Source organism: Novosphingobium arvoryzae, assembly GCF_014652615.1.
GTDB classification, from domain to species: Bacteria; Pseudomonadota; Alphaproteobacteria; order Sphingomonadales; family Sphingomonadaceae; genus Novosphingobium; species Novosphingobium arvoryzae.
Genome location: NZ_BMZD01000006.1, coordinates 22,608 through 47,968 on the forward strand (window position 1 = coordinate 22,608; position 25,361 = coordinate 47,968).

The 25,361-nt window shown below is 65.7% G+C and carries 19 protein-coding genes; 15 read left to right on the forward strand and 4 right to left on the reverse strand.

The features are described from left to right. The first annotated feature begins 49 nt into the window (after positions 1 to 49). The 4 genes from IE113_RS12290 (at position 50) to IE113_RS12305 (ending at position 4,594) form a co-directional block, all read left to right on the forward strand. Positions 50 to 1,726: a M28 family metallopeptidase gene (locus tag IE113_RS12290; RefSeq protein WP_189541928.1), complete on the forward strand. Its 1,677-nt coding sequence runs from the start codon at positions 50 to 52 to the stop codon at positions 1,724 to 1,726. A 6-nt stretch (positions 1,727 to 1,732) separates the two neighbouring features. Next, on the forward strand, positions 1,733 to 2,719 hold the full coding sequence (locus tag IE113_RS12295; RefSeq protein WP_189541931.1) for an agmatine deiminase family protein: 987 nt from the start codon (positions 1,733 to 1,735) through the stop codon (positions 2,717 to 2,719). A 220-nt stretch (positions 2,720 to 2,939) separates the two neighbouring features. Next, complete coding sequence (gene hppD / locus IE113_RS12300; protein WP_189541933.1) at positions 2,940 to 4,040, forward strand: 4-hydroxyphenylpyruvate dioxygenase; 1,101 nt, start codon at positions 2,940 to 2,942, stop codon at positions 4,038 to 4,040. After that, positions 4,037 to 4,594, forward strand: a complete 558-nt coding sequence (locus IE113_RS12305; protein ID WP_189541935.1) for a VOC family protein — start codon at positions 4,037 to 4,039, stop codon at positions 4,592 to 4,594. The genes hppD and IE113_RS12305 overlap by 4 nt, the downstream gene beginning before the upstream one ends. A gap of 18 nt (positions 4,595 to 4,612) precedes the next feature. On the opposite strand, the gene IE113_RS12310 is transcribed toward IE113_RS12305, so the two are convergent. Beyond that, positions 4,613 to 6,100 carry an MFS transporter gene (locus IE113_RS12310; RefSeq protein WP_189541937.1) on the reverse strand — a complete coding sequence of 496 codons (1,488 nt, stop codon included), beginning with the start codon at positions 6,098 to 6,100 and terminating at the stop codon, positions 4,613 to 4,615. 401 nt (positions 6,101 to 6,501) lie between these two features. Between IE113_RS12310 and IE113_RS12315 the strand changes: the two genes are divergently transcribed. The 7 genes from IE113_RS12315 (at position 6,502) to IE113_RS12345 (ending at position 18,579) form a co-directional block, all read left to right on the forward strand. Then, positions 6,502 to 7,536: a LacI family DNA-binding transcriptional regulator gene (locus IE113_RS12315; protein ID WP_189541939.1), complete on the forward strand. Its 1,035-nt coding sequence runs from the start codon at positions 6,502 to 6,504 to the stop codon at positions 7,534 to 7,536. Positions 7,537 to 7,745: 209 nt separating this feature from the next. Further along, complete coding sequence (locus tag IE113_RS12320) at positions 7,746 to 10,514, forward strand: TonB-dependent receptor (RefSeq protein ID WP_229822361.1); 2,769 nt, start codon at positions 7,746 to 7,748, stop codon at positions 10,512 to 10,514. Between the two features lie 113 nt (positions 10,515 to 10,627). Continuing rightward, complete coding sequence (locus IE113_RS12325; protein WP_189541941.1) at positions 10,628 to 12,145, forward strand: tryptophan halogenase family protein; 1,518 nt, start codon at positions 10,628 to 10,630, stop codon at positions 12,143 to 12,145. Next, positions 12,142 to 13,956, forward strand: coding sequence for an alpha-amylase family glycosyl hydrolase (locus IE113_RS12330; protein ID WP_189541943.1), 1,815 nt, complete (start codon positions 12,142 to 12,144; stop codon positions 13,954 to 13,956). Before IE113_RS12325 ends, IE113_RS12330 begins: the two co-directional genes overlap by 4 nt. Before the next feature lie 20 nt (positions 13,957 to 13,976). Next, the gene (locus IE113_RS12335) at positions 13,977 to 15,602 is read left to right on the forward strand and encodes an alpha-amylase family glycosyl hydrolase (protein WP_189542236.1); all 1,626 of its coding nucleotides are present in this window, start codon (positions 13,977 to 13,979) and stop codon (positions 15,600 to 15,602) included. A 5-nt stretch (positions 15,603 to 15,607) separates the two neighbouring features. Beyond that, entirely contained in the window at positions 15,608 to 17,665 is a 2,058-nt protein-coding gene (locus IE113_RS12340) for a glycoside hydrolase family 97 protein (RefSeq protein ID WP_189541945.1), read from the forward strand. Then, the gene (locus IE113_RS12345; protein ID WP_189541947.1) at positions 17,662 to 18,579 is read left to right on the forward strand and encodes an alpha/beta hydrolase; all 918 of its coding nucleotides are present in this window, start codon (positions 17,662 to 17,664) and stop codon (positions 18,577 to 18,579) included. Before IE113_RS12340 ends, IE113_RS12345 begins: the two co-directional genes overlap by 4 nt. A gap of 131 nt (positions 18,580 to 18,710) precedes the next feature. Here IE113_RS12345 and IE113_RS12350 read toward each other — a convergent pair whose 3' ends face one another. Next, positions 18,711 to 19,190 carry an Lrp/AsnC family transcriptional regulator gene (locus IE113_RS12350; protein WP_189541949.1) on the reverse strand — a complete coding sequence of 160 codons (480 nt, stop codon included), beginning with the start codon at positions 19,188 to 19,190 and terminating at the stop codon, positions 18,711 to 18,713. Positions 19,191 to 19,292: 102 nt separating this feature from the next. On the opposite strand from IE113_RS12350, the gene IE113_RS12355 reads away from it, so the two are divergent. Next, positions 19,293 to 19,541 (forward strand): DUF6356 family protein, encoded by a 249-nt coding sequence (locus IE113_RS12355; RefSeq protein ID WP_189541951.1) that lies wholly within the window; start codon positions 19,293 to 19,295, stop codon positions 19,539 to 19,541. A 92-nt stretch (positions 19,542 to 19,633) separates the two neighbouring features. On the opposite strand, the gene IE113_RS12360 is transcribed toward IE113_RS12355, so the two are convergent. Next, entirely contained in the window at positions 19,634 to 20,464 is an 831-nt protein-coding gene (locus IE113_RS12360; RefSeq protein ID WP_189541953.1) for a beta-etherase, read from the reverse strand. 161 nt (positions 20,465 to 20,625) lie between these two features. On the opposite strand from IE113_RS12360, the gene IE113_RS12365 reads away from it, so the two are divergent. Genes IE113_RS12365 through IE113_RS12375 form a run of 3 tightly spaced genes read left to right on the forward strand, consistent with a single transcriptional unit; the run spans position 20,626 to position 23,146 of the window. Continuing rightward, positions 20,626 to 21,171, forward strand: coding sequence for a 2,4'-dihydroxyacetophenone dioxygenase family protein (locus IE113_RS12365; RefSeq protein WP_229822363.1), 546 nt, complete (start codon positions 20,626 to 20,628; stop codon positions 21,169 to 21,171). Positions 21,172 to 21,185: 14 nt separating this feature from the next. Next, entirely contained in the window at positions 21,186 to 22,310 is a 1,125-nt protein-coding gene (locus tag IE113_RS12370; RefSeq protein ID WP_189541955.1) for a Rieske 2Fe-2S domain-containing protein, read from the forward strand. Next, positions 22,307 to 23,146: an SDR family NAD(P)-dependent oxidoreductase gene (locus tag IE113_RS12375; RefSeq protein ID WP_189541957.1), complete on the forward strand. Its 840-nt coding sequence runs from the start codon at positions 22,307 to 22,309 to the stop codon at positions 23,144 to 23,146. The genes IE113_RS12370 and IE113_RS12375 overlap by 4 nt, the downstream gene beginning before the upstream one ends. 113 nt (positions 23,147 to 23,259) lie before the next feature. On the opposite strand, the gene IE113_RS12380 is transcribed toward IE113_RS12375, so the two are convergent. Further along, entirely contained in the window at positions 23,260 to 25,356 is a 2,097-nt protein-coding gene (locus IE113_RS12380; protein ID WP_189541959.1) for a PQQ-dependent dehydrogenase, methanol/ethanol family, read from the reverse strand. Between the last annotated feature and the right edge of the window lie 5 nt (positions 25,357 to 25,361).

Here is a 25,361-nt window from a genome sequence, read left to right on the forward strand (position 1 = left end):
GACCTGCCAATCGGCGGGCAACTGTCGCACCTGTTGGAGCCATCACCTTATGAAGCTTCGCCTGACCCTGCTGGCCGCGTCCGCGCTGGCCGTTTCAACCGCCGCCACCGCCAAGCCCGCGCCGATCCCGGTGGTGAAGCCGGTGCCGGTATCGGAACAGTTGCTGGAGGAGATGGTCCGCACGCTCGCCTCGGACGAATTCGAGGGCCGCGCGCCGAGCACGCCGGGTGAGGACAAGACGGTTGCCTACCTGATCGAGAAGTTCAAGGCGGCGGGCCTTCAGCCCGGCAACAAGGGCAGCTGGACGCAGGATGTCCCCACCGTGGAAATCACCGCGCAGAACAGCGCTGGCCTCGCCGTGACCGGCGGAAAGGACACGATGCTGTTCGCCTATGGCAAGGATTTCGTCGCCGGCAGCTATCGCGTCACGCCGCAGACCGACATCCGCGATGCCGAACTGGTGTTCGTCGGCTATGGCATCAACGCCCCGGAACTCGGCTGGAACGACTATGCCGGGATCGACATGAAGGGGAAGATCGCGGTCATCCTCGTCAACGACCCGGACTGGGCGCAAGAGGGCGAGGACGGCCTGTTCAAGGGGCGCCGGATGACCTGGTATGGCCGCTGGCCCTATAAGTTCGAGGAAGCCGCCCGGCAAGGCGCGGCAGGCGCGCTGATCGTGCATGATACCTTCCCCGCCGCCTATGGCTGGAACGTGGTCGAATCGAGTTGGACCGGGGCGCAGTATTTCGTGGCCAAGCCCAACGACGCGATGGACCAGACCGCCGCGAACGGGTGGGTCCAGCAGGACGTCGCCAGGCAGATCGTCGCCGCCGCCGGTCAGGACCTGGGCCAACTGACCGCCGCTGCCAAGCAGAAGGGCTTCAAGCCGGTCCCGCTGGGGCTGAAGGCCAGCCTGAAGTTCGACAACCAGATCCGCCGGGGTCAGTCGCGCAACGTGATCGGGGTGCTGCCGGGCAAGAAGCGCCCGGACGAATACGTGCTCTACACCGCGCACTGGGATCACCTGGGCCGCTGCAAGCCCAACGCCAAGGGCGATGACATCTGCAACGGCGCGGTCGACAACGCCACCGGCACCGCGATGCTGGCCGCGCTGGCGCAGGCCAACGTCAAGGCCGGCCCGGCCGATCGCAGCCAGGTGTTCCTGGCGGTAACGCTGGAAGAATCGGGCCTGCTGGGGTCTGAATTCTATGCCCAGAACCCGCCCTTCCCGCTGAACAAGACCGTCGGCGGGGTGAACATGGACGCGCTGATGCCGGGCCAGCCCGCCCGCGACGTGCAGGTGACCGGCGGCGACAAGTCCGACCTCACCCGCTACCTCAAGGCCGCAATGGCCGAGATGAAGCTGACCCTTGCGCCGGAAGAACACATCGAGCGCGGCTATTACTACCGCTCCGACCATTTCAGCATGGCCAAGCGCGGCGTGCCGATGTTCTATGTCGGGCGCGGCAGCGATTGGGTGCCGGGCGGCAAGGCCGCTGCCGATGCGGCGGGCGGGGCCTACAACAGCACGGACTATCACCAGGCCAGCGATGAATATAACGGCAAGTGGGACTGGTCGGGCATCGTGCAGGAAGGCGAGCTTTATTACCGCCTCGGCCGGATGCTGGCGATGACCACCGACTGGCCGAACTGGCACCCCACCGACGAATTCCGCGCGGTCCGCGACCAGAGCCGCGCCGCCAAGACCAAGCCGGGGAAGTAAGCCGTCATGACCCAATCAACGCTGCGGATGCCGCCCGAATGGCATCCGCAACAGTGGCTGTGGATCGGCTTTCCGCACGATCCGGTGGAATGGCCGGGCTTTCTGGAACGCGCGCAGGAACAGGTCGCCGCCTTTGCCAGCGCAGTGGCCGACAGCGGGCAGGAAGCCCGCCTGATCGTTCGGGACGAAGCTAACGCCGCGCGGGCGCGGGCGCTATGTTCGGGCGCGGTGCGGATCGAGATCCGCCGCTATGGCGATATCTGGCTGCGCGACACCGGGCCGCTGGTGGTGCAGGACGGCGCGCGCCAGGTCGCCCGCCGGTTCGGCTTCAACGGCTGGGGCGGCAAATACCTGATGGACGGCGATCAGGAAATCGGCGCGGAACTGGCGATGAGCGCAGATCTGCCCGTGGAGACCTGCGACTGGGTGCTGGAAGGCGGCGCGCTCGACACCGATGGCACCGGGCTGGTCGCCACCACCGAGCAATGCCTACTCAACCCCAATCGCAACCCGCACCTGACCCGCGCCGATCTGGAAATGCGCCTTGCCCGCGACCTGGGGTTCGACCGGGTTCTGTGGCTGGGCGATGGGCTGATCAACGATCACACCGACGGCCATGTCGACAACCTTGCCCGATTCGTCGCGCCGAACGTGCTGGCCCTGCCGCGCGCGACCGGGGCGAACGATCCCAACGCCGCGATCTATGCGGATGCCAAGGCCCGCGCCGAGGCCTTCGGCGTGACGGTGCGCGAAGTCCCCTCGCCCGGCCGGGTGGAAACGGACGGGCGGATCGAACCGGCCAGCTACATGAACTTTGCCATCACCACGAAACTGGTGGTCGTCCCCACCGCCGGGACCGCGCACGATGCAGACGGCGTGGCCGCGATTGCGGAGCTGTTCCCCGACCGCGACGTGATCGGCTTGCCCGCAGACGCCGTGCTGGCGGGTGGCGGCAGTTTCCACTGTGGCAGCCAGCAGATGCCGGTGCTGTAAAGCCTCCCCCTTCGGCTGAAGTCCCGCCCGTCCTGAGCTTGTCGAAGGACTGCCCTTCTTTTTGCGGCCCAACCCTGCGGCCCCAAGTGAAGGACAGTGCCTCGACAAGTTCCGCACAGGCGGGGTGGGGGCGATGGCGCACATCGCGGCCCCAACCTTGACTCCCCCGCTCCACACACTTAGTTTCAAATGCAACTTTTGAAATGCGGAGCATTCCCCCATGGCCGACCTGTTCGACAACCCGCTGGGCCTCGACGGTTTTGAGTTCATCGAATTCTGCGCGCCTGAAAAGGGCCTGCTGGAACCGGTGTTCGCCGCGATGGGCTTCACCCATGTCGCCAACCACCGTTCCAAGGACGTGCAGCTGTGGCGGCAGGGCGGGATCAACCTGATCGCCAACTATGAGCAGCGCAGCCCGGCCGCCTATTTCGCGCAGGAACATGGGCCGTCCGCTTGCGGGATGGGCTGGCGCGTGCGCGATGCGGCCAAGGCTTACGCCCAAGCGATCGAGCGCGGGGCCGAGCCGGTGGAAAGCCGCACCGGGGTGATGGAGCTGCGCCTGCCCGCGTTTCGCGGGATCGGCGGCTCGATCATCTATCTGATCGACCGCTATGAAGGGCAGGAACACGGCGACCTGTCGATCTATGACATCGACTTCGTCTGGCTGCCCGGCGTGGACCGCCACCCCGTGGGCGCGGGGCTGCACACGATCGATCACCTGACGCACAACGTCTATGGCGGGCGCATGGCGCACTGGGCGGCGTTCTATGAACGGATCGCCGGTTTCCGCGAGATCCGCTATTTCGACATCAAGGGCGAATATACCGGCCTCACCAGCAAGGCGATGACCGCGCCCGACGGCAAGATCCGCATTCCCCTGAACGAAGAGGGCAAGGCCGGCGGCGGCCAGATCGACGAATTCCTGCGTGCCTACAACGGCGAGGGCATTCAGCACATCGCCTTTGCCTGCGACGACCTGATCGGCGCGTGGGACCAGCTGAAAGCGCTCGGCACCCCGTTCATGACCGCCCCGCCCGCGACTTATTACGAGATGCTGGAAGAGCGCCTGCCCGGCCACGGCGAGCCGGTGGCCGAATTGCAGCGGCGCGGCATCCTGCTGGATGGCTCCACCACGGCGGGCGATCCGCGCCTGTTGCTGCAAATCTTCTCCGAAACGCAGATCGGCCCGGTGTTCTTCGAATTCATCCAGCGCAAGAAGGATGAAGGGTTCGGCGAAGGCAACTTCACCGCGCTGTTCGAAAGCATGGAACGCGACCAGCTGCGGCGCGGCGCGCTGCAAGTGGAAGGAGCCGGTCAGTGAGCCCGCCCCCCTCGCTCAAGCGCATCCACCACGTCGCCTATCGCTGCCGCGACGCGAAAGAGACGGTCGAATGGTATTCCCGCGTGCTGGGGATGACCTACACCACCGCCTTTGCCGAGGATCACGTGCCGTCCACCGGGGCCTATGATCCCTACATGCACGTGTTCCTCGATTGCGGCGGCGGCAACGTGCTGGCGTTTTTCGAACTGCCGCAGCAGCCCGAAATGGGCCGCGATGCCAACACCCCCGAATGGGTTCAGCACCTGGCGTTCGAGGTCGAGGACCTGAACGCGCTGCTCGCGGCGAAAGCGCATATCGAGGCGCAGGGGATCGAAGTGCTGGGGCCGACCTACCACGGCATCTTCCGCTCGATCTATTTCTTCGATCCCAACGGCCACCGGCTGGAACTGGCCTGCAACATCGGCACGCCCGACCAGTACGCCGAACTGCGCGCGCTGGCCCCGGTAATGCTCAACGAATGGGCCGCCACCAAACGCGCGCCCCGCCACGCGGCGTGGCTGCACGAGGACCCGGCGGAGCGGGGCGAGGGATAACCCCTCACCCCTTACCGCTCAAACTTCGCCCGGCACCTTAACCCGCAGCATCGCCGCTGCGGCCAGCACCAGCGTTCCGGCGGCAAAGGCCATGGTCCAGATCGGCTGATCGGGGAAGAACGCCTTCATGATCGAACCCATCACGGTTGCCACCAGCAGCTGCGGCACCACCACGAACACGTTGAACAGGCCCATGTAGATGCCCAGCTTCGCCTGCGGCAGGCTGCTCGCGAGGATCGCGTAAGGCATGGCGAGGATCGAGGCCCAGGCGATGCCGACGCCCACTTCCGCGAACAGCAGGTGCGCGGGATCGGTCAGCACGAAGAAGCTGGCATAGCCCGCCGCGCCCGCCAGCAGGCAGGCGACGTGGGTCTTCGCCTTGCCGATCCGGCGGGACAGCCAGGGCAGCAGGGTCAGCGCGGCGACGGCTGCAACGCCGTTATAGACCGAGAACAGCACACCCACCCAGTTGCCCGCATCCTGATAGGCCGCGCTGGCGGGATCGGCCGAACCGAAGAAGTTCTGCGCCACCACCGGGGTCGTGTTGATCCACATGATGAACAGCGCCGACCAGCTGAAAAACTGCACCAGCGCCAGCCGCTTCATCAGCTCCGGCATCCCGGAAAAGTCCCCGACGATGCTGGACAGCATGTTCGCGCCGCGTCCCGCGCGGGCCAGCCGGATTGCGATGTGGCTGATCAGGCCGTAGCCGATCAGCAGCAGCGCCAGCAGGTAGACTTCCTTTTCCAGCGCGTATTGCTCGGTCACCAGCGCCAGCAGCGCGCCCGCGCCGATCCACCAGAACGGGGCGGCGCTGGAGCGGCCCGCCAGACTGGCTCCGGCGTCGACGGGAGCGGCTTCATCGCCATAGGCCTGCAATTCCTCGGGCGAATATTCGCGCGTCGTCAGCACGGTCCAGAGCACGGCGGCAAACAGCGCCGCGCCGCCTGCCCAGAAGCTGAACCGCACGGTATCGGGAATGCTGCCCGCCGCTGCCTCGTTCGACACGCCGAAGTGGTCGAGCACATAGGGAAACAGCGATCCGACCACCGCGCCCGCGCCGATGAAGGCGGTCTGCACCGCGTAACCGGCGGTGTGCTGGTCCTTGCGCAGCATATCGCCCACAAAGGCGCGGAACGGCTCCATCGAGATGTTGAGGCTGGCGTCCAGCACCCACAACAGCACCGCCGCGATCAGCAGCGCGTCGCTTTGGGGCATGGCGAACAACGAAAGCGCCGCCAGCACCGCCCCCAGCAGGAAATAGGGCCGCCGCCGCCCCAGCCTGCCCAGCCAGGTGCGATCCGACAAGTGCCCGATGATCGGCTGCACCAGCAGGCCCGTCAGCGGCGCGGCGACCCACAGCGCGGGCAGATCGTCCAGGCTTGAGCCGAGCGACTGGAACACCCGGCTCATGTTCGCGTTTTGCAGCGCGAAGCCGATCTGGATACCAAAGAATCCGAAACTGATGTTGAACAGCCCTGCCCAGCCCTGCCGCGGCTTTTCCATGCCTTGCCCTCGATCCCTGAAATTATGGCTCCTGCGTTGCACGGCGCGCGGCCGGGGACAACACGCATACGAATACGTTCTTGTTGGGGTGCGCTATTCGCCTCCGCGAATAGCTTGCGGCACCAGCCCGCTCCCCCACCCGGCCACCCATTCAGGATACACTTCCGTGGGTGGTCGGGTGGGGGAGCGGGCTGGTGCCGCAAGGACAGGCCGGATGGCCTGTCCGCACCCAATAAACAACTTCGGGCGGGGGAGCGGGATGGCACAGCAAGCCAATCGCGGAGGCGATTGGCGCACCCAGCAAATACCCCCCAAAACCCGCACTTGCCGCCAGACTGCCCCGCGCTTAGTCTGCGTCCATCTTTGACGGCGTAACAGCGCCATCGGGACGGGGAGAGCGCATGGGCCGCAAGCCGTCGAGCAAGCCGACGAGTTTCGATATCGCCTATCTGGCGGGCGTTTCGCAGCCCACCGTCAGCCGCGCCTTGCGCGGGTCGCGCTCGGTGAGCCTGGCCACGCGTGAGCGGATCGAAGCGATCGCCCGCGAGTTGAACTATTCGGTCGACAAGAACGCATCCTCGCTGCGCTCGCAACGCTCCAACACCATCGCGCTGCTGTTTTTCGAAGAGCAGACGCCCGACGAATCCAAGATCAACCCGTTCTTCCTAGCGATGCTCGGATCGATCACCCGCAGCTGCGCCAATCGCGGGCTGGACCTGCTGATTTCATTCCAGAAAATGGAGGATGACTGGCACGTCCGCTATCAGGACAGCCACCGCGCCGACGGGCTGATCCTGCTGGGGTATGGCGATTACACGCTGTACGAAGAACGCCTGACCGAGCTGGTCGGCCATGAAACCCATTTCGTCCGCTGGGGATCGGTGCGCGATGACAATATCGGCGCAACAGTCGGGTCTGACAACGTCGGCGCGGGACGGCTGGCGGGGGAGCATCTGATCGCGCAGGGCCGCCGCCGCATCGCCTTTCTGGGGCAGGCTGACGATCATTATCCCGAATTTGCCGACCGCTATCGCGGGCTGGGCGAGGCGCTGGCGGGGGCCGGACTGCCGGTCGATCCGGCCCTCCAACTGGACGCGATCAGCTACGAGGACGCAGGCCAGCGCGCCGCCGAACAGCTGCTGGCCAGCGGGGCCGCGTTCGACGCGATTTTCGCCGCCAGCGACCTGATCGCCATCGGCGCGATGCGCGCGCTGGTCGCGGCGGGGCGCTCCGTGCCGGGGGACGTCGCCATCGTCGGCTTTGACGATCAGCCCGCCGCCAGCATGACCAACCCGCCGCTCACCACGCTCAGCCAGGATTTGAAGGGCGCGGGCGAATTGCTGGTCGAAACGCTGCTGGCCCAGATCGAAGACCGCCCGGTCAGCAACCGCACGATCCCGGCCCGGTTGATCGTGCGCAAAAGCAGCTCCACCTAAACCGTAAGCACCGCATACAAAGCGCGTCTTTGCCGTCACAGCGCGGGGCCGCGCATAATATGCGTATACGTATGCCATCTTCCTGCCCGCCCCCTGCGCGCCGTATTGGCCCGTTCCCATGCAGGTGAGACCGGGACTGGACTCCATCTGCCTTAACGGGGTTAGCCGCCGGGACCTTTGCAATTCCGGCGGATTTAGGGAGAGTGATCGTGGCACTTCGCACCAAGATTTCTGGTGGCCTTGGCGTTTCCGCCATTGCCATCGCCATCAGCGCCGTGGCGCTGCCGGGCGCGGCTTTCGCGCAGGACACCGCGGCTGAGGAAACCGCCGCCGACGCCGATGGGGCAATCGTCGTAACGGGTTTCCGCGCCGCACTGGAAAGCGCCGTCAACAAGAAGAAGACCGCCGACCAGGTGGTCGAATCGATTTCGGCGGAAGACATCGGCAAGCTGCCCGATGCCTCGATCGCGGAATCGATCGCCCGTCTGCCGGGCCTGACCTCGCAGCGCGTTTCGGGCCGCGCCAACTCGATCACGATCCGCGGCTTTGCCCCGGACTTTTCGACCACGCTGCTCAACGGCCGCGAACAGACCTCCACCGGTGACAACCGCGCGGTGGAATACGACCAGTATCCGTCGGAAGTCGTCAGCCAGGTCAACGTCTACAAGTCGCCGATGGCCTCGCTCGTGGGGCAGGGCCTGTCGGGCACGGTCGACATGCGCACGATCCGTCCGCTGGACGCTGGCAAGCGGATCATCTCGATCGGTGCGCGCGGCTCTTACGCGGACCTGGGCAAGCTGAACGCCGGGTCGAAGGAATTCGGCTACCGCGTCAACGGGATCTACGTCGATCAGTTCGCCGATGACACGATCGGCATTGCGCTGGGCGCCAGCTATGTCGACGAACCCTACCAGATCCAGGAATTCAACGCCTGGGGCTATCCCGGCACTGGCAACGGCGCGGTGATCGGCGGGTCGAAGTCGTACAACACCTCGACCACGCTGACCCGCTTCGGCCTGAACGGCACTCTGCAGTGGAAGCCGGCGGACAGCTTCACCACCACGCTTGATGCGTTCTATTCGGACTTCAAGGACGACCAGGTGAAGCGCGGCATCGAACTGCCGCTCTACTGGTCCGCCGCCACGCTGAGCGGCGCGCAGGTCAACAACGGCTTCGTCACGTCCGGCACCTTCAACGGCGTGAAGGGCGTGGTCCGCAACGACATCTTCCAGCGCCACGCCAAGCTCTATTCGTTTGGCTGGAACAACAAGTACGAAGGCGAAGACGGCTGGAACGCCCTGTTCGACCTGTCCTATTCGAAGACCGACCGCAACGAGCTGTCGATGGAAAGCTATTCGGGCACCGGCCGTAACGCGGTGGGCGCGACCGACAGCATCGGCTTCACCAGCACCGCCAAGGGCACCGTGTTCAAGCCGACGTTGAACTATGGCGATTACAACCTGATCCTGCTGACCAGCCCGCAGGGCTGGGGCGGCAACCAGATCGCGCCGAACGGCACCACGATCACCAACGGCCAGGACGGTTACTACAACAACCGCCTGATCAAGGACCAGATCTGGCAGGCCCGCGCCGAAGTGCGCAAGGACATGGAAGGGTTCATCTCCTCGGTCCAGCTCGGCCTGAACTACACCAACCGGTCGAAGTCGCTGACCCCGGACGAAGCGTTCCTGGGCCTGGCCGCCAACACCAACGGCACCACCAGCGTTGCCGTGCCGTCGCAGTACCGTCTTGGCACGACCAACCTGTCGTACCTCGGCCTTGGCCCGATGATCAGCTATGATCCGCTCGCGCTGCTCAACGGCGGGATCTACAAGCTGGTGCCCAACGCCTATGGCGACGTGGTGGTGAAGAGCTATTCGATCAGCGAACGCCTGCTCACCCCCTATCTCCAGGCCAACCTGAAGGGCACGCTGGGTTCGGCGGACCTGACCGGCAACATCGGCGTCCAGGCGATCGTGACCGAGCAGAAGTCGGTCGGCGCCAGCGCCGTCTATCTGGGCACTCTGGCCAACGGCGCGCCGAACATCGGTTCCGCCCAGCAGCGTGACAGCGTGCGCTACACCGACTGGCTGCCCAGCCTGAACCTGTCGCTGCGCTTCCCCAGCGATCTGGTGGTGCGCTTTGCCGCGGCCCGCGAAATCATCCGTCCGCGCATGGACGACATGAAGAACTCGCTGAGCTTCGGCTACACCTTCGCCACGGTGGCGGGCGTGCCGACCGCGTTCATCACCGGCGGTTCGGGCAACCCGGCGCTGCGTCCGTGGCGCGCCAACGCGGTGGACCTGACGGTCGAAAAGTACTTCGGCAGCAAGGGCTATCTGGCGCTGCAGCTGTTCTACAAGGACCTGAAGAGCTACGTCTACAATCAGGACGTGACCATGCCCAGCAGCACGCTGGTGCTGGCTCCGCCGCCGGCCGGGATCGCCGTTTCGCCGACCGCGATCATCAACCAGCCGATCAACGGCAAGGGCGGCGAACTTTATGGTCTGGAACTGGCCGGCACCCTGCCGTTCGACGCGATCACCCCGGCGCTGGAAGGCTTTGGCCTGACGGGCGGCGTTTCCTACACCGAAACGAAGATCGCGCCGACCCCGGGCGCTGCGGCGGAAGACCTGCCGGGCTATTCGAAGTGGGTGGCCAACGCCACGCTGTTCTTCGAGAAGAACGGGTTCAACGTCCGCGGTTCGATGCGCTATCGCTCCACCTTCGTGGGTGAAGTGTCGGGCTTTGCCGCGAACCGTGTCCGCCGCCGTGCGGCGCCGGAAACGATCTTCGACGCACAGATCGGCTATGACTTCCAGGAAGGCAGCGCGCTGCAGGGTCTGTCGCTCTACATCCAGGGCCAGAACCTGACGAACGAGCCGTTCGTCACCACCAACCCGGGCGATGTCCGGCAGGTGATCGACTATCAGACGTATGGTCGCCGGTTCCTGGCCGGGTTCTCCTACAAGTTCTGATGAACTGCGGGGCGGCGGGGTGTCCGGGAAACCGGCCCCCGCCCACCCAACCTCCTGATTTCAAGCTTGCCCTCCTGCCCCCGATGGGGTGACCCTTGCCCAAAGGAGTGCGCATGACCGCCCAGCAGCCCTATAACATCGTGATTGTCGGCGGCGGGACCGCTGGCTGGATGGCCGCCGCCGTGCTCGCGCGGTGCGCGCCGCCCGCCTATCGCATCACACTGGTCGAATCCGAAGAGATCGGCACCGTCGGCGTGGGCGAGGCGACCATCCCCGCGATCCGCGTGTTCAACGCCGCGCTGGGCATTGACGAGGGCGCGTTCCTGAGCGCCACCAATGGCTCGTTCAAGCTGGGCATTTCCTTCGACGGCTGGCTGGTGCCCGGCCACAGCTACATGCACGCCTTTGGCGAGATCGGGCGGCAGTTCGGGCTGGTGCCGTTCCGCGACCACTGGGCGCGAGCGCATGCCGCCGGGTTTGCCAAGCCGCTGGCCCGCTACAGCGTCAACGAACTCGCCGCGCGCACCGGGCGGATGCCGCATGGGCCGCAGGGCGAAGGCCAGGTCGACGTGCCCTATGCCTACCACTTCGACGCCGGCCGCTATGCCGCGTTCCTGCGCCGCTATGCCGAAGGGCTGGGCGTCACGCGGATCGAAGGGCGGATCGCGCGCGTCGAGCGCCACGGCGAGACGGGTGACATCGCCGCCGTCACGACCGAGGCCGGGACGCGGCTGGCGGGCGATTTCTTCATCGACTGCTCCGGCTTTCAGGGCCTGCTGATCGAGCAGGAATTGCAGACCGGCTATGACGACTGGTCGCACTGGCTGCCCTGCGACCGGGCCATGGCGGTGCCGTGCGAGGCCGGGGGCGATTTCACGCCGTTCACCCGCTCCATCGCGCGCACTGCCGGGTGGCAATGGCGCATTCCGTTGCAGCACCGCATCGGCAACGGCATGGTCTATTGCAGCCAGTTCATGGGCGAGGACGAAGCCGCCGCCACGTTGCTGGCCAATCTGGACGGCAAGCCGCTGGCCGAGCCCAAGCCGCTGCGCTTTGTCACCGGCAAGCGCCGCAAGCTGTGGCACCGCAATTGCCTGGCCGTCGGGCTGGCGAGCGGGTTCATGGAACCGCTCGAATCGACCAGCATCCACCTGATCCAGTCCACCTTGTCCCGCTTTCTGCGGATGCTGCCGCGCGGCCCCGTAGCGCCCGCGCTGGTGGACGAATTCAACCGGCAGGCCGATTTCGAATTCGCCAGCATCCGCGATTTCCTGATCCTGCACTACAAGGCCAATGGCCGCGTGGGGGAACCATTCTGGGACCACTGCCGGGCGATGGCGATCCCGGACAGTCTGGCCGCACGGATCGAACAGTTCCGCAGCGGCGGCTTCATCCACCACCATCACGAGGAACTGTTCACCGAAGTGGGCTGGTTCCAGGTGCTGGTGGGCCAGGGCGTGCTGCCCGAAAGCTGGAACGCCGCCGCCGACGCCATGCCCGAAGACAAGCTGCGCGAATTCATGGCCCTGCTGGAAGGCAGCGCGATCGAGCAGGCCCGCCCCGCCGCCCAGCACATCGACGTAGTCGCGCGGCTTTGCGCCGCCGCCCAGACCACCGGAGAAGCCGCATGATCCGATCCTTCCTGCTGGCTGCCAGCGCCCTGACAATGGCGATTCCCGCCACCGCGCAGACGCCCGCGCCCACAGATTTCCGCGCCCGCACCCCCGAACAGGAGGTGGTCTACTTCGTCCTGCCCGACCGGTTCGAGAACGGCGATCCGAAGAACGACAAGGGTGGGCTGAAGGGGGATCGGCTCTCCACTGGCTATGACCCCACCGCCAAGGGGTTCTACCACGGCGGCGACCTGAAGGGGCTGACCCAGCGGCTCGACTATATTCAAGGCCTGGGCGCGACCGCGATCTGGTTCGCGCCGATCTTCAAGAACAAGCCGGTGCAAGGGCCGAAGGGCGATGAAAGCGCGGGCTATCATGGCTACTGGGTGACCGATTTCACCCAGGTCGATCCGCATTTCGGCACCAACGCCGAATTCAAGGCTTTCGTCGACGCCGCCCATGCGCGCGGGATGAAGGTCTACATGGACATCATCGCCAACCACACGGCGGACGTGATCCGCTACCGGGAGGGCGACGCGGCCAGCTATGCCTATCGCGGCAAGGCGGACTATCCGTTTTCGCGGCGGGGCGGGTTGAAGGGCGCGGCGATCAATCCCGGCTTCAACGGCGATGCCGATTTCAGCCCCGAAAACTGGGCCAGGCTGACCGACCCCACGTTTGCCTACACACCCTATGTCCCCAAGGGCGAGGAGACGGTGAAAGTCCCCGCCTGGCTGAACGATCCGATCCATTACCACAACCGCGGCGACACCAACTGGGTCGGCGAAAGCTCGCTCTATGGCGATTTCGTCGGGCTGGACGATCTGGCGACGGAAAGTCCGCGCGTGGTTCAGGGCATGATCGAGATCTATGCCAGCTGGATCGAACGGTTCGGGATCGACGGGTTCCGGATCGACACCGCCCGCCACGTGAACCCGGAATTCTGGCAGGCGTTTGTCCCCGCCATGCTGGAAACGGCGCGGGCGAAGGGCATTCCCAACTTCCACATCTTCGGCGAAGTCGCGACCAGCGATGTCGATCCCGCGCTGACTGCGCGCTGGACGCGGATCGCTGGGCTGCCCAGCAACCTCGACATGGCTTTCGCCGCCGCCGCCCAGCGGGTGGTATCTGGCAAGGCCGGGACCGATGTGTTCGCCCGCCTGCTGGAGGACGATGCGCTCTATGAAGGCGGCGCCCCCGCCGCAACGCGCCTCCCGACGTTCCTGGGCAATCACGATTTCGGGCGCTTTTCGATGTTCGTGAAGCAGGCCAACCCGGCTGCCAGCGACGAGGAACTGCTGGCCCGCGTCGCGCTGGGCCATGCCATGCTGCTGACCCTGCGCGGGGTGCCGGTGATCTATTACGGCGATGAGCAGGGCTTCGTTTCGGACGGCAACGACCAATTGGCGCGCGAGGACATGTTCCCGTCCAAGGTGGCGGTCTATAACGACAATGACCTGATCGGGACCGACGCGACCACCGCGCAGTCTAATTTCGATCCGTCCCACCCGCTCTATCGCCACATTGCCGCGCTGGTTGATGTGCGCCAGTCCACCCCCGCGCTGCAATCGGGCCTCACCCGCATTCGCCACTTTTCCGACAAGCCGGGGCTGCTGGTGGTTTCGCGTTTCGACCCCAAGACCGGCCGCGAAGTGGTGCTGGCCTACAACACCTCGGCCCAGCCGGTCACGAATACGGTTGCAGTCGAGCCCGCCAGCCTGAACTTCGCTCCCCTTGCCGGGCAATGCCCGGTAGAAGCGAACGCGCCCGGCAGCATGACCATTACCCTGCCGCCGTTCGGCTTTGCCGTCTGCGCCGCGAAGGACTGATTTCCCCCGCCATGAACCGCATGACCCGCCTGGACACTGCCCCCCATCCCGCCGCCGCCGTGCAATGGTGGAAGGGCGCCGCGATCTATCAGATCTATCCGCGCAGCTTCGCCGATGCGAACGGCGACGGGATCGGCGACCTCAAGGGCGTGACCCGCCACCTCGATTACGTCGCCGCGCTGGGTGTGGATGCGATCTGGCTCTCGCCGTTCTTCACCTCGCCGATGAAGGATTTCGGCTATGACGTGGCCGATTACTGCGATGTCGATCCGATCTTCGGCACGCTGGCCGATTTCGACGAGCTGATCCGCGAGGCCCACGCGCGCGGGCTGAAAGTGACGATCGATCAGGTCTATGCCCACACTTCGGACCAGCACGCCTGGTTCGCGGAAAGCCGCTCCAGCCGGGACAACCCCAAGGCGGACTGGTATGTCTGGGCCGACGCCAAGCCCGAAGGTTCGCCCCCGTCGAACTGGCAATCGGTGTTTGGCGGCCCGGCCTGGACGTGGGACGCGCGGCGCGGGCAATATTACCTGCACAATTTCCTGAGCAGCCAGCCGCAACTGAACTGCCATTCGCGCGAAGTGCAGGATGCGCTGCTGGGCGTGGCGCGGTTCTGGCTGGACCGGGGGGTCGATGGCTTCCGGCTCGACGCGCTGAACTTCACGATGCACGACCCGAAGCTGACGGATAATCCGCCCGCCCCTGATGACGGCACCCCCCGCACCCGCCCGTTCGATTTCCAGCTGCGCAAGCACAACCAGTCGCACCATGATGTGCCCCACTTCATAGAGCGCATCCGCGACGTGCTGGACGAATACGACGCGATCTTCACCGTCGCGGAAGTGGGCGGGCAGGACGCCTTGCGCGAAATGCAGCTCTACACCCACGGGCACAAGCGGCTGAACAGCGCCTATGGGTTCGATTTCCTCTATGCCCCGGCGCTGACGCCGGAACTGGTCGCAACCGCGCTGGCCGACTGGCCCGATCGCCCCGGCATGGGCTGGCCCAGCTGGGCGTTCGAAAACCACGACGCCCCGCGCGCCCTGTCGCGCTGGTGCGCGCCGGACGAGCGCGAGGCCTTTGCCCGCCTGAAAATCGCGGTGCTGGCCGCGCTGCGCGGCAACGTGATCATCTATCAGGGCGAGGAACTGGGGCTGACGCAGGTCGACATCCCGTTCGAGCAACTGCAAGACCCGGAAGCCATCGCCAACTGGCCGCTGACCCTGTCGCGCGACGGCGCGCGCACGCCGATGCCCTGGCAGGCGCAAGATGAGCACGGCGGGTTCACCAGCGGCCAACCCTGGCTGCCGCTGGGCGAGGACAACCTGGCCCGCGCGGTCGACCGGCAGGATGGCGATCCGGCCTCGCTGCTCAATCTCACGCGTGAATTGCTGATGCTGCGGCGCGCGAACCCCGCGCTGCGCCACGGTGCCTGCACGGTCGAACTGGCCGACGCGGCCCGGCTGGTGCTGCGGCGCGAGGCCGATGGCCATACGATTTTCGCGGTCTTCAACATGACCGCACAGCCTGCCGCGTGGCCCGCTGATCTGGCGCAGACCGGACCGGCCCTGATGGCAATCAATGGCGCGTCGCCGGGGCATTTGCCGCCCTTCGGCGCCGTGCTGATCCGGGAGAAGGAATAGTCCCCATGCAACTGCTGCGTTCCATCACGGCGGGAGTTCTGCTCTCCGTCGCCGCCCCCGCCTTGGCCCAGACGGCCCAGCCCGCCCGGCCCACGGTAACCGCCACCTCGCCCGATGGCAGTCTGGTGCTGACCGTCACGACCGACAGCGACGCCCGCCCGCATTGGTCGATCACCCGCAAGGGCAAGCTGCTGATCGCGCCGTCGAAACTGGGCTTCATCATGGCCGACCGGATCGGCCTGCAACGCGGGTTTGCCATCACGGGCGAGGAACGCGGCAGCGGTGACAGCACCTGGGAACAGCCGTGGGGTGAGCGGCGCTATGTCCGCGATCACTACAACGAAGTGCTGATCCGGTTCCGCCAGTCGGACGAATGGGGCGGGCACCTGATGAATGTGCGCTTCCGCCTGTTCGATGGCGGGGTGGGCTTTCGCTATGAGCTGCCCGAGCAGCCGGGCATGAAGACCGCCAAAATCGCGGACGAGATCACCGAGTTCGACATCGCCCCCAAGGGCACCGCCTGGTGGATTCCCGGCGGCGAGTGGAACCGGTACGAGCAGATCTATCAAAAGACCGCGATCGACGCCGTGGCCACCGCACACACTCCGATCACGATGAAGCTGGACGACGGCACCCATCTGGCGTTCCACGAAGCGGCGCTGGTCGATTACGCAGGGATGTGGTTCAAGCGCGCCGACGGGCAGAAGTTTCGCGCCACGCTCTCCCCCTCCTCGCACGGCCCCAGCGTGGTCCGCGACCTACCCTTCGCCACGCCGTGGCGGACGATGCGGGTGGGCGACGATGCCGCCGGGATCGTCGAGAACGATCTGGAACTGAACCTCAACGAGCCCAACAAGCTGGGCGACGTATCGTGGTTCAAGCCGGCCAAGTACATCGGCATCTGGTGGGGCATGATCCGGGGCGACTGGACCTGGGCCGAAGGACCCAAGCACGGCGCAACCACCGAACGCACCAAGCAGTACATCGATTTCGCGGCCAAACACGGCTTCCGCGGCGTGCTGGTCGAAGGCTGGAACAAAGGCTGGAACGGCAACTGGTTCGGCACCGGCGACCAGTTCCGCTTTACCGAAGCCACCCCCGATTTCGACCTGAAGGCGGTGACCGACTATGCCCGCAAGAAGGGCGTCCACCTGATCGGCCACCACGAAACCGGCGGCAACATCAAGGTCTATGAGCAGCAGCTGGACGACGCGATGAAGCTCTATGGCGCGCTGGGCGTCGACGTGGTCAAGACCGGATATGTCGCCGATGCGGGCGGGATCATTGCGGCCGGCGAAACGCCGGACGAAACCCGGATGGAATTCCACGACGGGCAGGTGCAGGTCCGCCACCACCTGAAAGTCGTGGAAACGGCGGCCAAATACAAGGTCGCGGTCAACCCGCACGAACCGGTGAAGGACACCGGCCTGCGCCGCACCTACCCCAATTGGGTCGCCCGCGAAGGCGCGCGCGGGATGGAATACAACGCCTGGGGCCAGTTCGCGAACGGCCCCGCGCATGAAGCGACGCTGGTTTATACCCGGATGCTGTCCGGGCCGATGGACTATACCCCCGGCGTGCTCAGCCTGGTCGGCGCGGAAGGCGTGCCGCACGCCTCGACACTGGCCAAGCAGCTGGGTCTGTATCTGGCGATCTATTCCCCGATCCAGATGGCCGCCGACTTCATCGAGACGCTGGCCGCGCATCCCAAGGAGCTGGAATTCATCAAGGCGGTTCCGGCCGACTGGTCGGAAAGCCACCTGATCTCCGGCGAAGTGGGGGAGCACGCGATCTTCGCGCGCAAGGACCGCAGCAGCGCCGACTGGTACGTCGGCGGCGTCAATGGCGAGGACGAACGCACCGTCACGCTGACGTTCGACTTCCTCGAACCGGGCAAGACCTACAAGGCCACGATCTACAAGGACGGCGAAGGCGCAACCTATCTGACCGAAGCGCGCCACCGGATCGCCTATGAAACCCGCACCTTCCGCAAGGGCGATACCTACACCCTGCGCCTCGCCCCCGGTGGCGGCGCGGCGATGCGGCTCGCGGCGGGCAAGTGATCCGGCGACTTGCCCTTGGCCTGCTGGGGCTGCTGGCCGTGTGGCTGGCAGTCCCGGCGGTCGCCAACGCGGGCCGGCTGCTGGAGTATGAGCGGATCGCGGCGACAGGCCTGCCCGACCAGCGGCTGACGATCTGGCTCCCGCCCGGCTACGACCGGGGCCAACGCCGCTATCCGGTGCTGTACATGCACGATGGGCACAACCTGTTCGATCCGGCCAAGTCCAACTTCAACAAGGTCTGGGCGGCGGACAAGGCCATGCTGGCTGCCATGCGCACCGGGCGGGTGGAACCGCATATCATCGTTGGCATCTGGGCGCCGGGGGCGGATCGCTTTCGCCAGTATCTGCCCCGCTCGATCCATACCCCCGCCACCGGCTCCTTGCGCGCGGCGATGGACGCGATGACCGGCGGTCCGGTCGTGTCGGACGCCTACCTGGACTGGATCGCCGGACCACTCAAGCAATGGGTCGATGCCAGCTTCCGCACCCGCCCCGGCCGGAATGATACCGCCATCGTCGGGTCCAGCATGGGCGGGCTGATGAGCTGCTATGCCTTTCTGGAACGCCCCGCCGTGTTCGGCCGCGCGGGCTGCATCAGTTCGCACTGGCCCGCCGCCGATCCGCGCGCGGTGGGCGAGGCCAACCCGGACCTGATCGCGCGGTGGGACCAGTGGTTCGCCGCACGGCTGGGCCAGCCGGACGGACGGCGGCTGTGGCTGGATCACGGGACCGCCACGCTCGATGCGTTCTATGCCCCCTATCAGACCGCGATCGACGCGCGGATCGCCGCCAGCGGGTGGCAGCGCGGCAAGGACTGGGAAAGCCGGGTCTATCCGGGCGCGGAGCACGAGGAAAACGCCTGGGCCGCACGCCTGCCCGAAGTGCTCGGCTGGCTGCTGCGTAAACCGGACTAGGTCCGTTTCAGTTACACTGAAACAGGTGCGGCACCGGGCCACTCCCCCACCCGGCCACCCAACGACAGTAACCTATGGGTGGCCGGGTGGGGGAGTGGCCCGGTGCCGCTTCCACGCAAGTGGAACAGCCTCTAGCTCGGCCGCGGCAGCGCGGTCGTGGCCTTCATCCGCTCCATCGAGAAGGTCGAACTGACGTCCGCCAGATCGGGCACTGCGGCAATCAGCTTGCGATAGATCCGGTCGTAATGGGCGATGTCGCGCACGGCCAGTTTCAGCAGGTAATCGACATCGCCCGCCATGCGGTGGCACTCCACGATCTCGTCCACTGCCGCCACCCCGCGTGAGAACGCGGCGATCCATTCGGGATCGTGACGGTTGGTGCGGATCGCGACGAACACCGTCGTCGCCAGCCCCAGCTTGACCGGATCGACCAGCGCGACCCGGCCCGTGATCACCCCCGCATCCTCCAACCGCTTGATCCGCCGCCAGCAGGCGTTGCTGGACAGGCCCACCCGGTCCCCCACTTCATGCACCGGAATCGAAGCATCGGCCTGAAGCACGCCAAGGATGGCCCAATCAATCGAATCAAGTTGCGGATTTGCCCCATTCATTGGGATAATCTAAGCGTCAATTCACCATATAGCCAGAATTCAGGTGATGATTTCGCATCGCGGCAATCATAAAACTGCGTCAACAACGGAGTTCACCACGCCATGTCGCTGACCAAGCTGTTCACCGATCACCCCGCCAGCGTCGACGAAAGCTATGGCGAGCATCTGGTGATGGCGACCGGCTTTGGCGTGCGAATGATCCTGGGCGGCTTTGCCTGCCTGATCCACGGCCTGCTGCCGTTCCTGTTCGTGAAGACCGGCAGCCGCCAGATCGGCACACTGCATGACCGGATGGTGACCAACCGGAACCGCAAGGCACAGATGCCGGCAATCCTGGACTTCGTGATCTGATTACCTGAATTCCTCCCCGTCCCCGCGGGGGAGGAGGGGCTGGCTTGAGCGTTCGGGTCGCGAAGTGCCGCTCGCCAGCCCCACTTGTTTCCTTACGACTGCCTCTTGAGCCGCGCGGTTTCGGCCGCGGTCGATTGCGGCCCTGTGTTGCGGCTGACCAGACCGCTGACCATCGTCGGCCCCTTGGCGAACGGTTCGGGATCGCCTTCGCGCAGTTCGAGTCCGAACAGCGGCTTCAGTCCCGGATGGCGGCCCAACCCGCCGTAAAGGTCAAACCCCCGGTCAATCCAGTCGCGCAACGGATCGTCGGCGGTCAGCGGCGGGGTATCGGCAACCGAGGCGCAGAACAGGAACACCGCCAGCGCGCGGTAATCGGCATAGTTCGGGCTCTCGCCGCCCAGCCACTTGTGCTCCTTCAGGATACCGCGCAGCAGTTCGAGCTTGGGCGGGACCTGCGGCAAGCGGTCCTCGCGCCCGACGATGATATCCTCGATTTTCCGCCCGAACATCCGCTCACGGCTTTCGGTGACATAGGCGTGGTCTTCGGGCACCGACCAGTCGCGGTAGTTCTTGATATAGCAGGTCATCCACGGGCTGATTGCGGTCTGCCACAGCCAGGTCTCGATGAACTGGGTCAGCACCTTGACCGACGGATCGCCGATCAGGGTCGGGCGATCGGGATACTTGGCGTCCAGATGCTCCGCGATCAGCCACGAATCGAGCACCCATTCGCCATCGTCGACAATCGCGGGCAGGCGTTCGGACTTGCCGCCAGTGCGCTCCATGATGCCCGTAAAGCCGCCGGGGACGACCTCCATCTCGAGTCCCTTGTGGGCGATGGCATACTTGGTTGCCCACACGAACGGACTGATCGTGGCCCCGTGCGACAGGGCAAGATCGAAGAATTTTATGGGGTTAGGCATCTGCTTTCCTCTCGGCACGGGCCGCGTCGCAAGGGGCTTGCGCGCCAGCCTCATTGAGCGCAAGAATAGGCGTAATAACTTACAATATCCAGAGCGAGGATGTCGCCTGCCGACAGACACCGGAGGACCGGTGCGGGCAGGCTCACAACGGGAGAAAGGCCATGAACGAGATGACCAGCATGAAGGCGCCGCCGTCCAACAAGGCGGAAATCGTCGATGTCCCCTTTGCGTTCCGCGACCTGGTGGCGCGCCACAGCCCCGGCGGGCGCTACATCGATGCGCAAACCGATGTCGACAGCCCCTGGGTGCCGTTTGGCGAGAATGCCGCGATCAAGCACCTGGCGTTCGATGTGCGCAGCAACACGTTCTCCAACATCCTGTGGGTGAAGTCCGCCGGCGCAGTCGGCACGCACCTGCACCGCGGGACCATCGTGATGGTCTGCCTGGAAGGCAGCGTGCGCTATCTGGAGTATGACTGGGTCGCCAGCCCCGGCGGGTTGATCCTGGAAGTGCCGGGTGAGAGCCACACGCTCGTCACCGATCACCCGGACGGCGTGAAGCTGTTCGGCTGGATGCAGGGGCCGATCGAATTCTATGACGAGAACGGCGTGTTCGTGGAAACGGCAGACGTCTGGTGGTTCATGAACCACTATGAAACCTACTGCCGGGAAAACGGCATCGCGATCAATCCCAAGCTCTACCTCTAGGCCGGGAGGCTTTCATGTATCTGAAGGGCGCATGGTACGTCGCCGCCTGGTCGCATGAACTGGGCGATACGGCGCTGGAAACCCGCACGATCCTGGAACAGCCGGTCCTGCTCTATCGCAAGGAAAACGGCGATCCGGTGGCGATGGGCAATCTCTGCCCGCACCGCTTCGCCCCGCTGCACATGGGCAAGCGGATCGGCGACACGGTGCAGTGCAATTACCACGGCATGGTGTTCGGCGAGAGCGGCCAGTGCGTGCTCAACCCGCATCGCGGCGGGGTGATCTCGCCCGCGATGAAAGTGCCCGCCTATCCGCTGATCGAGCGGGGCGGCGCGATCTGGATCTGGATGGGCGATCCGGACAAGGCGGACGAGGCGCTGCTGCCCGACTTTGCCTGTTATGACGCCCCCGGCTTTACCACGATCCGGGGCATGATGGACGTCGCGGCCAATTACGAGCTGATCACCGACAACCTGCTGGACCTGACCCACGCCGATTTCCTGCACGAAGGCACCCTGTCGAGCGAGGCGATCACGATCAGCAAGCTGGAGACGCTGGAGGCCGGATCGACCGTCTGGGCCAACCGCTGGTGCCCGAATGGCGAGCCGCCGCCGGTCTGGTCGCAGTTGATGGAAAGCGAGATGAATCTCGCCCCCACCACGCCGATCGATCACTGGCTCTACATGCGCTGGGACGCGCCGGGACATCTGCTACTGGACGTCGGGATTTCACCGGTCGGCCAGCCGCGCGAGGCCGGGGTGTGGGTCTTCACCGGCCACCACCTGACCCCGGTCAGCCCCACCCGCACGCTCTATTACTGGACGGTCGTGCGCAGCCACGGCGTGGACGATCCAGCGGTCGCCGCGTTCTGGCAGGGTTCCATCGACTATGCCTTTGCCGTGCAAGACAAGCCGATGATCGAGGCACAACAGGCCGTGCTGGGCAACCGCCACGTCGATGAGCTGAATCCCGTGGCGATCCCGGCCGACGTTGCCGGGGCCAAGGCGCGGCGGATGCTGGCGCGTCTGATCGCGGCGGAACAACGCGGCGAGGAACGGCTGCGCCCCGGCGGCGAGGCGCTGGCCAAGCTGCTGGCGCAAAGCGCCAACAGCGCAGCGCCAGTGCTGCCGGTGGTATGAGCACGCTCGCCCAGTTCGACATCGCCGGACGCAGCGCACTGGTAACCGGCGCGGCGTCCGGCATTGGCCTTGCCTTTGCGGAAGTCATGGCGGAAGCGGGCGCAAGCGTGACGCTGACCGACATCGACACGGAAGGCGTGGAGCGCGAAGCGGAACGGCTGCGCGCTGCCGGGGCCAAGGTGCGCGCCGACACGCTGGACGTGGCCGACCGCGCCGCGACCGAACGGGTGTTCGATGCCCATGCCACCGCCTTTGGCGGGCTGGACATCTGCTTTGCCAATGCCGGGATCGGACTGGGGCCGGGCTTTGTCGCGCCTGACGGCAGCCGCGTGCCCGATGGGCAGGTCGATACGTTCGACGCCGACTTGTGGGACAAGTCGATCGCGATCAACCTGACCGGGGCCTACAACACCATGCGCCATGCCGCACGGCTGATGAAGGCCGGTGGCGCCAATGGTGGGAGGAAGGGCGGGTCGATCATTGCCACGGCGTCCAACGCGGGCCTGATCCTGGAACCCATCGTGCCGATGCCATACATGCCTGCCAAGGCCGGGGTGCTGCATCTCGTCCGTGCGCTGGCGCAGGAACTGGCCGCGTTCCGCATCCGCGTGAACGCCATCGCGCCGGGACCGTTCGTGACCAACATCGGCGGCGGCTGGGCCAAATCGGACCCGGCCGTGCGCGCGGCGTTCGACGCCACGATCCCCCTGGGCGGGATGGCCGAAACCGACCAGATCAAGCCGCTGGCACTGCTGCTTGCATCGGATGCATCCAGCTACATCACCGGCACCCACGTGCTGATCGACGGGGGCGTTGCGCTGGGCAACGTGAAGTAGGCGTGGCCAGAACCTGAGGCCGCCGCCCCTGTCCTGATCCCGATCCCCACCCCAAACGCAAGCGGGGCCGGACTTTCGTCCGGCCCCGCCCGTCTTGTTTCAGGCAGAAGTGGTCACTTCATGCCCAGCGCCTTGTCCTGGTGCGCGCGGGCGATGACGTAGTGACGGATGTTTTCCGCCTGCTCGTCGGTCAGTTCGTTCTTCCAGCTGACCATCCCGTTCTGCGCCAGCGCGCCGCCGATGACGATCTGGTTCCACATCTTGGGATCGCCCAGCGAACCGGCACGGCGCAAGTCGCGCGTCACGCCTGTGCCGATGGCTGCATCGCCGTGGCAGACGCCGCAGAACTGGCCATAGTTCCTGGCGCCGTCAGCCACCTGTTCCGGGGTGCCCTTGGCCACCGGCGGATCGAGCGGCGGCATGGTGTGCTCACCCACTTCCGGCAGCTTGGCCGTGCCGCCCAGCTTGAACACCAGCAGGCGCGAATGGTTGCGCACCGGCCCAAGCTGTTCACCGACATAGCCCGAAGCGAGCGGCCACGCGCCGCCCCAGCCAGCCAGCACCGCGACATACTGCTGCCCCTTGACCCGGAAGGTCGAGGCCGGCGCAACCACGCCCGTCTGGGCCTGGAACGACCACAGCTTCTTGCCGGTGGCGGTATCAAACGCGTTGAACTCGCCCGCCGCGTTGCCCTGGAACAGCAGGTCGCCGCCCGTGGCGAGCAGGCCGCCATTCCACGCCGCCGGATACTTGACCTTCCAGCGGGCCTTCTGCGCGACCGGATCCCACGCGATCAGTTCACCCGTGGTGGAAGCCATCGCCGCGTCGCGGACCTTCTGGTCAGCCGGCATCGCTCCCGACGACAGGTCCAGCCCGACATTGAAGCCCTGCTTGTTGGCCTTCCAGTCCGGCTTGTGGATATAGGGGAATGCCGAATTGATCGCCGGGATGTAAACCAGCCCGTTCTTCGGATCGAACGCCATCGGGTGCCAGTTGTGCGCCCCGATCGGGCCGGGCGAGCCCAGCCAGACCTTGCCGGTCTTGTAATAGCGCGAATCCGGATTCTCGATCGGGCGGCCCGTCTTGAGGTCGAAGCCCGTCGCCCAGTTCACGGGGACATAGTTGTTGGCCGAGATCAGCTTGCCGTCCGTGCGGTCGAGCACGAAGAAGAAGCCGTTCTTGGGCGCCTGCATCAGCACCTTGCGCTTGGCCCCGCCAATCGTCAGGTCGGCCAGCATGATGTGCTGGGTGGCGGTATAGTCCCAGGTTTCACCCGGCGTGGTCTGGAAATGCCAGACATATTCGCCGGTCTTGGGCCGCAGCGCGACGATGGACGAGAGGTAGAGGTTGTCGCCCTCACCGGCCGAGCGGTAGTGCTGGTTCCACGGGCTGCCATTGCCGACCCCGACATAGAGCAGGTCCAGCTCCGGGTCATAGGCCATGGCATCCCACATGGTACCGCCGCCGCCCAGCTTCCACCATTCACCCTTCCAGGTGGCTTCGGCCTTCTTGAGGTGTTCTTCCTCGTTCTTGCCCGGCTCGTCCGGGACCGAATAGAACCGCCACAGTTCCTTGCCGGTGTCGGCGTCATAAGCGGTCAGGAACCCGCGCACGCCCATTTCGGCGCCGCCGTTGCCGATGATCACCTTGCCGTCGATCACGCGCGGCGCGCCGGTGATGGTATAGGGCTTGGACTGGTCGAGCGTGACGACGCTCCACACTTCCTTGCCGGTAGCCCGGTCCAGCGCGACCAGCCGTCCGTCGAGCGTGCCCATGAACAGCTTGTCACCCCAGGCGGCCATGCCCCGGTTCACGACGTCGCAGCATGCGGCCACGGCGCGTTCGCCCGGCACCTTGGGATCGTATTCCCACAAGAGCTTGCCGGTTTCCGCATCATAGGCCTTCGCCTTGGACCAGGCGGTGGTGATGTAGATCTTGCCGTCGATCGCCAGCGGAGTCGCTTCCTGCCCGCGCGCGGTGTCGAGGTCCGCGAACCATGCCAGCCCCAGGTCCTTCACGGTTTCGTGATTGATCTGGTCCAGCGGGCTGTTGCGCTGTTCGTCATAGGTGCGGCCATAGGACAGCCAGTCATCGGGGTTTGCCGCCGTGATCCGCGCGGCATTCACCGCGCCCGGCAGCTCTGAACTTGGTTGCTGCTTGCACGCGGCAAGCGGCAACAGCACGGCTATCGCCAAGGCCTTCAATCGCATCCTTT